The sequence below is a fragment of the Pseudomonas sp. AM14(2022) genome, from assembly GCF_036346455.1.
Classification (GTDB): domain Bacteria; phylum Pseudomonadota; class Gammaproteobacteria; order Pseudomonadales; family Pseudomonadaceae; genus Aquipseudomonas; species Aquipseudomonas putida_A.
In genome coordinates this window covers 548024-561659 of record NZ_JAOTNY010000003.1, presented here as the reverse complement: position 1 = coordinate 561659, position 13636 = coordinate 548024, and the positions used below count along the sequence as shown (strand labels likewise).

Annotated in this window: 3 protein-coding genes; 2 read left to right on the top strand and 1 reads right to left on the bottom strand. The window is 62.1% G+C overall.

The window, feature by feature from the left end:
- Positions 1 to 699: 699 nt before the first annotated feature.
- Entirely contained in the window at positions 700 to 9306 is an 8607-nt protein-coding gene (locus tag V3W27_RS09455; protein ID WP_330206453.1) for a retention module-containing protein, read from the bottom strand.
- 531 nt (positions 9307 to 9837) lie between these two features.
- Between V3W27_RS09455 and V3W27_RS09450 the strand changes: the two genes are divergently transcribed.
- Together V3W27_RS09450 and V3W27_RS09445 are read left to right on the top strand one after the other, a co-directional pair.
- Entirely contained in the window at positions 9838 to 11196 is a 1359-nt protein-coding gene (locus V3W27_RS09450) for a TolC family outer membrane protein (RefSeq protein WP_027614579.1), read from the top strand.
- 157 nt (positions 11197 to 11353) lie between these two features.
- Complete coding sequence (locus V3W27_RS09445; RefSeq protein WP_027614578.1) at positions 11354 to 13516, top strand: type I secretion system permease/ATPase; 2163 nt, start codon at positions 11354 to 11356, stop codon at positions 13514 to 13516.
- Positions 13517 to 13636: the final 120 nt, after the last annotated feature.

Genomic DNA, 13636 nt, shown 5'->3' with positions numbered 1-13636 from the left:
TAGGCCGCCATCGCTGGCAAGCCAGCTCCCACCATTTGACCGAGTGTATTCAGTTGGGGATTGGTCGATTGTGAGGCCGCTTTCGCGAGCAGGCTCGCTCCCACAGTTGGATTGCGTGCATTCAGATGGGAGGTTGGTCGGCTGGTTGGCCGCCATCGCTGGCAAGCCAGCTCCCACCATTTGACCGAGTGTATTCAGTTGGGGATTGGTCGATTGTGAGGCCGCTTTCGCGAGCAGGCTCGCTCCCACAGTTGGAATGCGTGCATTCAGGTGGGAGGTTGGTCGGCTGGGAGGCCGCCATCGCTGGCAAGCCAGCTCCCACCATTTGACCGAGTGTATTCAGTTGGGGATTGGTCGACTGTGAGGCCGCTTTCGCGAGCAAGCTCGCTCCCACAGTTGGAATGCGTGCATTCAGGTGGGAGGTTGGTCGGCGGGTAGGCCGCCATCGCTGGCAAGCCAGCTCCCACCATTTGACCGAGTGTATTCAGTTGGGGATTGGTCGGCTGGGAGGCCGCTTTCGCGAGCAAGCCCGCTCCCACAGGGGAGCCTTGTTGTTCACACAATGGTGAGCACCCTAAATCCAATGTGGGAGCGAGCTTGCTCGCGAAGGCTGACTCACTGGCAACACAGTTCTCCAGACAGACAAAACCCGCCGTCCCGACTGATCGGGGCGGCGGGTTTTGTCGTTTCAGGCCTTGATCACACCGTGTCCACTTTCAGCGAATGATCATTGAGCATGCCGCTGATGATCGTCGCCGTGTCGTGCCCGCCGGCCACTACGCCGCCCGCCCCCGGGGTCACGCCGTAGTGGCTGGCGAGGTTGACGCCGGCGAGGTCGATGGTCTGGTTCGGGGTGGCGCCGGCCAGGGAGCTGACGTCGATGCTGGTGAGCACCGAGGCGCCGCTGCCGGTGACGGTGAAGTGCAGGTAATCGTCGAGCGACGCGGTGGTGCCGTTTTCACCTTGCAGCAGTTGCGACAGGTCGAGCTTGTCGGTGCCGGGGGTGAAATCGGTGATGGTGTCGTGGCCACTGTTGCCCTTGAGGTACTGGAAGGTGTCCGCGCCGGCCCCGCCCGTCAGGGTGTTGTTGCCCATGCCGCCGATCAGTAGGTCATCACCGCCGCCACCGTTGAGGATGTCGTTACCCAGCCCGCCGTTGATCACGTTGTTATTGTTGTCGCCGGTCAGGGTGTCGTTGAAGTTCGAGCCGACCAGGTTTTCGATGTTGCTGATCGTGTCGGTGCCGGCGCCGATGGTGTTCTGCGCGCCGAGCAGGCCGAGGTTGACCGTGACCCCGGCGGTGGCGTGGGCATAGCTGACCGTGTCGATGCCGGTGCCGCCGTCGAGAATGTCATTGCCCGGGCCGCTGTAGAGCAAGTCGTTACCCGCGCCGCCGTGCATCTCGTTGTTGCCGGAACCGGCGGTCAGTACATCATTGCCGTCGCCGCCATTGAGGATGTTGTTGCCGGTGCCCGCCACCAGAATGTCATCCCCGGCCGTGCCGGTGAGGGTGTGGCCATCCTGATAGGTGATGCTGACGTTGGCGGTGTCGCTGCCGCCATGGTTGTCATTGGCGGTGTAGGTGCCGTTGAAGTCCGGCGTCACGTCATGGGCGCCGGCGTAGTTGACCGTCATGGTCAATTGATAGTTTTCCGCTGCCGTCGGATTGCTGCCACTGGTGTTGCTGATGTTGGTCACGTGAATCTGGTAGGTGCCATCGGCGCTGGCGGTGATGGTGCCGCCATCGGCGATGCTGACGAACGCGCCGCCGTTGACCGAGTACTCCATGGTGACGTGGCCGGCCGCGAGGTTGTGATCCAGGTTCAGCGTCTCGCCCTGTTTCAGTTTGACGGTGATCAGGTCTTCATCGTTGGCATTGGCGCTGGTCACCGCACCGAGGTAACCGCTGACCACCAGCACTGCGGTCATCGCGGCGGTGTTGGCGGCGAACGCAGCGCGTACGTCAGCCAGGTTCTGGTTGGCGGCAGTGTTGCCGGTGCCGGCGAAGTTGATCGCGCCGGTACCGGTGAAGTCCGCGCCCTTGGCTACCCAACCGGTGTTGAAGCTGGTCGGCGAGGCGTTGAGCGTGTCGCCGTCCGGGTCGGTGTCGTTGGCCAGCAACAGTTCGCCCGGCACGGTGATGTTGCTCGACAGCACGTTGGTGATGACGTGGTCGTCCGTCGCCACCGGTGGCGAGTTGGGGATCACTTTCACGGTCAGCGTCGAGCTGGCGAGGTCGCCGTCGTTGTCGCTGAGGGTGAAACCGATGTTCTCGGTGATCACCGTGGTTGTGGTTTTCTGCGAGGTGTAGCTGTAGTCACCGGTGTCGAGGTTGATTACCAGCGTGCCGCTGTTGTTGGTGGCGATGCTGATCGTGTTGTTCACGGTGTTGAACGTGCCGTGGTTGGTGCCGCCGGATGCGGTCAACGAACCCTGGCCGCTGTTGGCGCGCGGGTCATAGGTGTAGGTGGTGCCGTCGACCACGATGGATTTGATGAAACCGCCATCGGCGCCGAAGGTACCGCCCTCGCCCAGCAGCGAACCGGTGACCGGCGCGCCTTCGACGGTGCCCGAGAGCACCGAGTTGAGCTGATTGAGATCTGTGACCACCACCGCGTTGGTGTTGGTGTGGCTGATGCCGTCATAGGCCAGCGGATCGAGGTTGGCGTTGCTCACGCCGCTGCCCAGACCGATGGCGTAGTTCTTGATGTTGTTGGCATCGAGGAAGTTTTTCAGCGCGGCTTCGTCGGCAGCGTTGATGTCGCCTTCGTTGGGTTTGCCGTCGGAGAAGAAGTAGCCGACGTTCTGCGCCCCGGTGAGTTTGCCCGAGGTGTTGAACGCGGTCTGCATCACCGCCACGGCAGCGTCGTAGTTGGTACCGCCACCGGCGGTGAGGCCAGCGAGTATGGACTTGGCCGTCGCCACATCGACCCACACCGAAGTCCGGTCAGTGGCATTACTGCTGAAGGTGACGAGCTGTACCTTCACATCGCCAAGATCATCGTACTTGTCGAGCAAGGCACTGATGGCCTGCTTGGCCAGCGCCAGCCGTGACAGCCCCGGTACACCGGAGGCGTCGGCCATACTGCCGGAGATGTCGAGGACGATCAGCAGGTTGGAATCGATCTCCACCGCCGCCACCGAACGATCCGACGCCACGGCTTTGGGCACGTCGTCGATGATGTTGACCACAATCGTGCTGGTGGTGCTGTTGCCCAGCGCATCGGTGGCTTTGTAGGTAAAACTTTCGCTCAGGGTGTTGGCGCCGTCGTTGGCGTTCGGCGTGGTTTTCGGTGCCGAGGTCAGGGTGTAAGTGTAAGTGCCGTCGGCGTTGAGCTGGATCTGCCCGTAAGTGCCGGTGGCGCTGCCGACCAGGGTGTAGGTGAGCGCCCCGCTGCCGCCAGTGACCGCACCGACCAGTGTGCCGGTGGCGGTTTCGCCGGTGTTGGTCGGGTCGCTGCCGGTGACCGTGCCGGGGGCCAGGTCCTGGCCGTCCTTGGTCAGGTCGAGGGCTTTTTCGTAGACCGTCACGTCCTGATCGACCGAAGCAATCAGTTTGCTGTCGGCGACATTGATGGTGATGGTGGTGGTGCTTTCGTCGCCGTCACCGTCGCGGATGGTATAGGTGAATGTATCGGTGGCGCCCGGTGGGCTCACCGAGTTCGGGTTGCTGTGGTAAATGGCGTTGCCCGCCGCGTCCAGAGTCAGGTAGCCGTAGGCGCCGTTGATGTTGCTGTTGAGGCCGCCGATGGCCGAGGTCGCGGTGTTGCTGCCGGCGCGCACGCCGACCACGGCCCCGCCTGCCGCTGCGCCATCGGCACCGGTGACGTCGTTGCCGAGCACGCTGATATTGAGCGTGCCGCCCTCCGCCACCGAGCCGGTGTCGGCCTTGGCGGTCGGCAGGTCATCGATGATGTTGACGTTGATCTGGCCGCTGGCGGTGCTGCCGTCGGTGTCGGTCGCGACCACGTTGAAGTTTTCGGTGAGGCTGTTGGCGCCGTTACCGGTCGGGTGGTTTTCGTTGTCCACCAGGGTGTAGCTGTAGCTGACCACGCCGGTCGCCGGGTTGTAACCGGTGACGGTGAACGTGCTGCCCAGCGGCGACACCACCGATTGCGGGAAGCCTGCGGCGACCCCGTTGGTCACGACGGCAATGCCACCGACGGTGAGGGTTTGCAGGCCATCCAGGGCAGTGACGGTGAACGTACCGCTCTGGGTCAGTGCCGGGGTGTCAGGGCTGGTGCCGTCACTGAGGTTTTTCTCGTAGACGGTGAGTTCGCCGCCATTGACGTCGAGGCCGTTGAGCACCACCGGATCGTCGTTGTTGTGGATGTTCAGCACCAGGTTGGCGGTGCTGGTATCGCCGTCGGCATCGGTGAGCGTGTAGGTGAATGTCTCGGTGCCGTTTCCACCGCCGTGCAGCGCTTTGAAGTCGGCGTCAGCCGGGTTAAGCGTGTAGGTGTAAGTGCCGTTGGCATTGAGCACCAGCGTGCCGTAAGTCCCGGTGAAGGTACCGGCGGTGATCGGCCCGGCATTCGGTCCGGTGGCGACCACGTCCGCACCCTGCACGTCGTTGCTCAGCACGTTGCCGGTCAGGGTCAGCTGGGTTTCCGAGGCGCTGGTGGCGTTACTGTCGTTCATCGCCTTGGGCACGTCATCGACAATGCTGACAACGATGGTGCTGGTGACCACATTGCCCAGCGAATCGGTGGCCTGATAGGTGAAGGTTTCAGTCAGGGTATTGGCCCCGTCGTCGGCATGCGGTGTGGTGGTCGCGGGCGAGGTCAGGGTGTAGGTGTAAGTGCCGTTGGGGTTGAGCACGATCTGCCCATAGTTGCCGGTGGCACTGCCGACCAGCGCATAGCTGATGGCGCCGACCGCACCGGTGACCGAACCGACCAGTGTGCCGGAGGCGGTTTCGCCAGTGTTGGTCGGATCGCTGCCGATGACCGTACCCGGGGCCAGATCGGCGCCGTCCTTGGTCAGGTCGAGGGCTTTTTCGTAGACGGTGACGTCGGTGTCGCTGGTCGCATACAGCTTGCTATTGGCGACATCGATGGTGATGGTGGTGGTGCTTTCATCGCCATCGGAATCGCGCACGGTGTAGGTGAATACATCCACCGCACCGGGGCCGCTCACGGTATTGGGGTTGCTGTGATAGACCGCGTTGCCGTTGGCATCGAGGGTCAGGTAACCGTAGGTGCCATTGATGTTGCTGTTGAGGCCGCCGATGGCCGAGGTGGATGTGTCGGAGCCGGCGCGCACACCGACCACCGCGCCGGTCACGGCCGGGCCGTCGGCGCCGCCGATGTCATTGTCAAGCACGTTGCCGCTGACGGTGCCGCCCTCCGCCACCGACGCGGCATCGGCATGCGCGCTCGGCAGGTCATCGATGATGTTGACGTTGATCTGGCCGCTGGCGGTGCTGCCGTCAGTGTCAGTCGCCACCACGTTGAAGTTCTCGGTGATGCTGTTGGCGCCATTGCCGTTCGGATGGGTTTCGTTATCGACCAGGGTGTAGCTGTAGCTGACCACGCCAGTCGCCGGGTTGTAGCCGGTGATGGTCAGCGTGCTGCCCAACGGCGTAACGATCGATTGCGGGAAGCCTGCGGCCACACCACCGGTGACGACGTTGATGCCGCCCACGGTCAGGGTTTGCAGACCGTCGAGCGCGGTCACGGTGAAGGTGCCGCTTTGAGTCAGCGCCGACGCATTGGGGCTGGTGCCGTCGCTGAGGTTTTTTTCGTAGACGGTGAGTTCGCCGCCATTCACATCGAGACCGTTAAGGATCACCGGATCGTCGTTGTTGTGGATCTGCAGAACGAGGTTGGCGGTGCTGGTATCGCCGTCGGAATCGGTGATGGTGTAAGTGAAATTCTCGGTGCCGTTGCCGCCGCCGTGCAGGTTTTTGAAGTCGGCGTCGTTGGTGTTCAGCGTGTAGGTGTAGGTGCCGTCGGTGTGCAGTTCCAGCGTGCCGTAGGTGCCGGTGAACGTACCGGCAGTGACCGGGCCGGTGGGCACGCGGTCGGCGCCTTGCACGTCGTTGGTCAGCACATTGCCAGTCAGGATCAACTGACTTTCCGACGCGGTGTTGGCGTTGCTGTCGTTCACGGCTTTTGGCAGGTCATCGATGATGTTCACATCGAGGGTTGCGTTAGCGGTGGTGCCGTTGTCGTCCACTACGGTGACGGCGAACTGTTCAGGCAGATTGTTGGCGCCGTTGGCGGTTGGGTGTGCCTCGTTGTCGACCAGGGTGTAGCTGTAGCTGACGACACCCGTAGTCGCGTTGAATCCGGTGATGGTCAACGTGCTGCCCAGCGGTGTGGTGACCGATTGCGGGAAGCCTGCGGCTACACCGTTGGTGACCACGGCGATGCCACCGACGGTCAGGCTCGTCACGCCGTCCAGCGCAGTGATGGTGAAGGTGCCGCTTTGGGTCAGTGCGGTGGAATCCGGTGCGCTGCCGTCAGTGAGATTTTTCTCGTAGACGGTGAGTTCACCGCCATTGACGTCGAGCCCGTTGATGATCACCGGATCGTCGTTGTTGTGGATCTGCAGGACGAGGTTGGCGGTGCTGGTATCGCCGTCGGAATCGGTGATGGTGTAGGTGAAGGTTTCGGTGCCATTGCCGCCACCGTGCAGGTTTTTGAAGTCGGCGTCGCTGGTATTCAGCGTGTAGGTGTAGGTGCCGTCGGTGTGCAGTTCCAGGGTGCCGTAGGTGCCGGTGAACGTACCGGCAGTCACTGGGCCGGTCGGTACGCGGTCGGCGCCTTGCACGTCGTTGGTCAGGACATTGCCGGTGAGGGTCAGATTGGTCTCTGACGCGGTATTGGCGTTGCTGTCGTTCGCGGCTTTTGGCAGGTCATCGATGATGTTCACATCGAGGGTCGCGTTGGCGGTGGTGCCATTGTCATCCACTACCGTTACGGCGAACTGCTCGGGCAAGTTGTTTGCGCCGTTGGCGGTTGGGTGTGCCTCGTTGTCGATCAACGTGTAGCTGTAACTCACAACACCCGTAGTGGCGTTGAAACCGGTGATGGTCAGCGTGCTGCCGAGCGGTGTAGTAACCGATTGCGGGAAACCTGCGGCCACGCCGTTGGTGACCACCGCAATGCCGCCGACGGTCAGCGTGGTGACGCCGTCCAGAGCGGTGATGGTGAAGGTGCCGCTTTGAGTTAGCGCGTTGGTATCAGGCGCGCTGCCGGTGCTGAGGTTTTTTTCGTAAACGGTGAGTTCGCCGCCATTCACATCCAGGCCACTGATGACCACCGGATCGTCGTTGTTGTGGATCTGCAAAACCAGATTCGCGGTGCTGGTATCGCCGTCCGAATCGGTGATGGTGTAGGTGAAAGTCTCGGTGCCATTACCGCCGCCGTGCAGGTTTTTGAAGTCGGCGTCGTTGGTGTTCAGCGTGTAGGTGTAAGTGCCGTCGGTGTGCAGTTCGAGGGTGCCGTAGGTACCGGTGAAAGTGCCGGCAGTGACGGGCCCGGTGGGCACGCGGTCGGCACCTTGCACGTCGTTGGTCAGCACGTTGCCAGTGAGGGTCAGATTGGTTTCCGACGCAGTGTTGGCGTTGGAATCATTCACCGCTTTTGGCAGGTCGTCGACCACATTAACGTCAAGGGTCGCATTGGCAGTCGTGCCGTTGTCGTCCACCACGGTGACAGCAAATTGCTCAGGCAAGGTATTGGCACCGTTGCCGGTCGGATGCGCATCGTTGTGATCGAGGGTGTAGCTGTAACTCACCACCCCGGTGGTCGCATTGAAACCGGTGATAGTCAGCGTGCTGCCCAGCGGTGTAGTCACCGATTGCGGGAAGCCTGCAGCAACGCCGTTGGTGACCACGGCAATGCCGCCCACCGTCAGCGTGGTGACGCCGTCCAGCGCAGTGATAGTAAACGTGCCGCTCTGGGTCAGCGCAGCGGAATCCGGCTCGCTGCCGGTGCCGAGGTTTTTTTCATAAACCGTCAGCTCGCCACCCTCGACGCTCAAGCCGTTGATCAGCACCGGATCGTCGTTGTTGTGAATCTGCAGAACCAGATTCGCAGTGCTGGTATCGCCGTCCGAATCGGTGAGGGTGTAGGTGAAAGTCTCGGTGCCATTGCCGCCACCGTGCAGCGCTTTGAAGTCTGCGTCGCTGGTATTCAGCGTGTAGGTGTACGTGCCATTGGCATTCAATACGAGGGTGCCGAAAGTGCCGGTAAAGGTACCGGCAGTGACCGGGCCGGTGGGCACGCGGTCAGCGCCTTGCACGTCGTTGGTCAGGACGTTGCCGGTCAAGGTCAACTGGGTTTCCGAGGCGGTGTTGGCGTTGCTGTCATTCGCCGCTTTGGGCACGTCATCAATGATGTTGACGTCGAGCGAGCCGGTGGCGCTGTCGCCATTGCTGTCGCTTGCGGCCACGGTGAAATGTTCACTGAGGCTGTTGGCGCCGTCACCGGCCGGATGGGCATCGTTGCCGTTGAGGGTGTAACTGTAGCTGACCACGCCGGTGCTGGCGTTATACCCGGTGATGGTCAGGGTGTTGCCCAGTTGCGTGGTGATCGACTGCGGGAAACCGGCCGCCACACCACCGCTGATCACGTTGATACCGCCGATGTTCAGGCTGCTCAGACCGTCCGGCGCCGACACCGTAAAGCTGCCGCTCTGGGTCAGCGCGCCGGGGTTGGCCGAGGAGCCGGCAGGCAGGTTGGCTTCGTTGAGGGTCAGCTCACCGCCAGGCACGGCGAGGCCACTGAGGGTCACCAGGTTGTTGACCGGTGGCGGCACGATCGGCGTGTTGTCGCCATTGTCGATGACTGCGTTATGCCGCTCTTCGGGAAACTCGGGAATACCGTTGAACCCGGCGGTCGGGAAGCCGATCACCGGATCCACGCGCCCACCGACTTCCGTCAGCAGCACAAAACTGTGGCCGCCACCCAACTCACCTGGCGCGCCGCCCGGTGCATTCGGGCCGGCGGCGGTGGCCTCTGCCGCTTTGGTCGGGTCTTCGCCGGCGGCGATGGCTTTCTGAATCTGCTCGACATCGGTCAGTTGCGCTTCGCTCGGCGTCAGCGCTTCAGGGGAATCAATGTGCACCGCCTGATTGGCCAGCAGCTGCCCGGACATGGTCATGCTGCTGTCGCGGCCCAGGGTCAACTCGTGGCCATTTTGCAGATGAATGGCGACGGCACCTTCTGCGCCGGTGATCACTTGATCGCCGGCAAACAAGCGGTCGCCCTCGATCAGGGCGCGGCGCGTGCCGTCGGTGCCCTGCGCAAAAACCTGACCAATGACTTTAGTGACTGTCCCGATGAGCGTTGCCATGTGAATTCCTCCGCTGCCGACCACCGTCGGCACTGGTTCGCGAAGCAGCCCATGGCTCAATCGGGTTGTCGGGGCGACGCTCGCACCTCGACAGTTCGTTTCGCAGGTTGCGCAAACGAGGAAACTTCAGTGCTTTCAAGCACTTCAGAATCCTGATCAATGCAGCGAACCCACTAACGCTACGTAACGGTGGTGAATCACCCGAGTGACAAAAATCTGTCGCTCATCTGCCGCTACGCGTCCCTCCCCTTCAGCAGTACTTCGCCGTATGTCGCAAAGTGAATGGAACTTTCCTCAAGCCTTTTTGTGCTCCCTAAAGCGCATGAAACAAAGGCTTTCGATCTGAACAATGTGCTGGTTTTCGCCAAGCGCATAAGTTTTTTTCGGCATAAGCCTTATGAAAATTTTTTCTTAGCTACGCTTCAGGATGTTCTTAGCTCTGTTGTTACAAGAGTGAAACGCTTACACCTCAAATTATCGTCAAATATTTGGCGACAGTAACGCACCATCAGGACCAGGGAGATGCACCCCATGCGCGTTTTAACCCCCCTCTGCAGCGCGGTTTTGCTGGCCATGGCTTGCACTTCCCAAGCCCAGGCCATGAATCTGACCGAAGCGATTCAAAGCACCATCGCCACCCACCCGGATCTCGCCTCGCGCGTGGACGCCAAACTGTCCGCCGATGAACAGGTGAAAGTGGCCAAGGGTGGCTTCTATCCGTCCGTCGATTTGAATGCCGCCTACGGGCGCGGCTACAGCGACAACACCAATACCCGGGCTTTCGGTAATCACCACACCGAAATCCTCAATTACACCCAGTCGGAACTGCGCCTGCGGCAGATGATCTTCGACGGCTTCAACACCGCCAACGAGGTCGAGCGCACCAAGGGCGTTTCCAACTCGCGCGCCTATTACGCGCAAGGCACCGCTCAGGATCTGGCGTTGCGTACCATCGAGGTCTACCTCGAAGTGCTCAAGCGCCGTGAACTGGTGACCCTGGCCCGGAACAACCTGCAAGCGCACTTGCGCGTCAACGATCAGATCGGCCTGCGCACCCAGCGCGGCATCGGCAGCACCGCCGACTCCGATCAGTCGGTCGCCCGTAAGGCGCTGGCGCAGAACAACCTCGACACCGCCGAAGTCGATCTGGCCGACGCCGAATCGAACTTCTACGCTGTGGTCGGGCGCATGCCCGATGAACTGGAAGCGCCACCGTCGACCCGCGGCGAGGTTCCTGCCAGCCTGCCGGAAGCCCAGCAGAGCATGGTCGAGAACAACCCGTACCTGAAATCCGCGCAGGCGGACGTGCAGTCGGCCGAGAGCCAGTATGAAGTTGCCAAGTCGCCGTTCTACCCACGTTTCGATGCCGAGGCCGCAGTGGGTGCGAACAACAACGTGCAAGGTGATGAAGGCCACGACAACGAATGGCGCGTCGGCGTGATCATGAATTACAACCTGTTCCGTGGCGGCAGCGACAAGGCTCGTCTGGCCTCCGATGCGCACCAGATCAATCAGGCGATGGACATCCGCAACAACGCCTTGCGTCAGTTGAACGAGAACATTCACCTGGCCTGGAACGCCATGGTCAACGCGAACAAACAGACCCCGACCGCCCGCGAATACGCCGAGACCACCAAGCGTGTGCGCGCGGCGTATCAGGATCAGTTCGGCCTCGGCCAACGCACCCTGCTCGACTTGCTCGACAGTGAAAACGAGCTCTACAACGCCAACCGTCGCTACACCGAAATTCGCTACACCGAGGAATATTCGATGTACCGCGTGCTGGCGAACATGGGCCAGTTGCTGAGCAAGCAACGGGTGGTGCTGCCGGCGGATGCCATTGCGGCGACCGAAGTCAAAAACGAAGCACGCCTGCCTGAGCTGAAGTAAGTCCCACGACCCTTTGTGGCGAGGGAGCTTGCTCCCGCTGGGTTGCGCAGTGACCCCAAAGATTTGAGCAGCAATGAGTTCCATGGGGCTGCTGCGCAGCCATCGGGGATAAATCCCCTCGCCACAGGTTGGACCAGTCATTACAGGGGCGATCAATATGACCAGCATGGCCGAAGGCGGACACTCCGGGATTGATCCGCGGCTGAGCTTCGATGACCCGTTACTCGACGGTCTGCTGATCCTCTGCAAACTCCACGGCGCGACGGTCAGTCGTGCCAGCCTGAGTGCCGGGCTGCCCCTGAACAAGCAACGTCTGAGCCTGGATCTGCTGCCCCGTGCAGCGGCGCGGGCCGGTTTGCAGGCGCGCTTGTTGCGCCGCGAACTGAAGGATATTTCCGCGCTGAATCTGCCGATTCTGTTGCTGCTCAAGGATGGGCGCACCGCCGTCCTGCGGCGTTTCGCCGACGACGGCAAGGCGCTGATCCTGCCCAGCGAAGCCGATGGCGGCGAGCAATGGGTCGAGCGCGAAGAACTCGCCGAACACTACAGCGGCCAGGCCTTGTTCGCCCGGCCGCGCCACGAACTTGAAGACTTGCGTTCACCGCTGGTGCCGCGAGTGCATGCCTGGTTTCGCGACACTCTCAAGCTGTCGAAATGGCTGTACAGCGATGCGATCCTCGCCAGCTTTCTGATCAACCTTTTAGGCCTGATGGTGCCGCTGTTCGTCATGCAGACCTACGACCGCGTGGTGCCGAATCAGGCCACGTCGACCCTGTGGGTGTTGGCGATCGGCCTGCTGATCGGCACCGGTTTCGAACTGGTGCTGCGGGTGGTGCGCGCGCACCTGCTGGACACCGCCGGGAAGAAAACCGATGTGATCCTTTCCGCGACTTTATTTGAACGGATCACCGGCATGGCGATGAAGGCGCGGCCGGCAACCATCGGCGGTTTCGCCCAGAGCATTCATGACTTTCAGGGCCTGCGCGAATTCCTCACCGCCGTGACCCTGACCAGCCTGATCGACCTGCCCTTCGTGGTGTTGATGCTGGTGGTGATCGGTCTGCTCGGTGGCTGGCTGGTGGTGATTCCGCTGCTGGCGTTTCCAATCACGATCATATTTGCTCTGGCGATTCAGGTGCGCCTGCGTGACACCGTGCAGAAAAGCCTGAGCCTGGGTGCCGAACGGCAGGCGCTGCTGATCGAAACCCTCGGCGGCCTGGAAACCCTCAAGGCCTGCAGCGCCGAAAGCGAGCGCCAGCACAAATGGGAAAGTACCCACGGCGCCCTCACCCGCCTCGACAGCCACGCGCGCAACCTCTCGGCGCTGGCGACCAACGGCACGCTGTTCATCCAGCAGTTCTCGGGGATGGCGACGATTGTCGCCGGGGTCTACAGCATCATCGCCGGCAACCTCAGCGTCGGTGCGCTGGTGGCCAGCTACATGCTCGGCAGCCGGGTACTCGCGCCGCTGGGGCAGATCGCCGGGCTGATCACCCGCTACCAGCAAGCGCAACTGACCATGAAAAGCACCGACGCGCTGATGGGCCTGCCACAGGAGCGCGACGGCAAGCAGCGGCCACTGGAACGCACGCAGCTGCAAGGTGCGCTGGACGTCAGCGGCGTGACCTTTCACTACAACGGCCAGAACGCACCGGCGCTGAGCAACGTCAGCTTCAGCATGAAACCCGGCGAGCGGATCGGCATCATCGGCCGTAGCGGCTCGGGCAAGAGCACCCTGGCGCGACTGGTGATGGGCTTCTATGAACCCGAGGAAGGCCAGTTGCTGCTCGACGGTCTCGACCTGCGGCAACTGGATGTCGCCGACCTGCGCCAGCAGATCGGTTATGTCGCGCACGACCTGCCGCTGCTGGCCGGCAGCCTGCGCGACAACCTGACCCTCGGCGCCCGCTACATCAGCGATTCACGCATGCTCGAAGTTGCCGAGCTGACCGGCGTCACTGAACTGGCCCGCCAGCATCCGCAAGGGTTCGACCGGCCAGTGGGCGAACGCGGGCAACTGCTTTCCGGTGGTCAACGCCAGGCCGTATTGCTGGCCCGGGCGTTGCTGCTCGACCCGCCGATCATGCTGCTCGACGAACCCACCAGCGCCATGGACAACAGCAGCGAAGACCTGCTGCGCCAGAAGCTCCACGGTTGGGTGCAAGGCAAGACCCTGCTGCTGGTCACCCACCGCACCTCGATGCTGAGTCTGGTGGACCGGTTGCTGGTACTGGACAACGGCCGGGTTGTCGCCGACGGCCCGAAAGAAGCGGTCATCGATGCACTGCGCAAGGGCCGCGTCGGCTCGGCGGCGGTTTAGTCGATGCAACACAAACCTGTGGTCACCTGCTGTCTGTGGCGAGGGAGCTTGCTCCCGCTGGGTTGCGAAGCAGCCCCAAAGATCTTGTGGGCGCTGCGCACCCAAGCGGGAGCAAGCTCC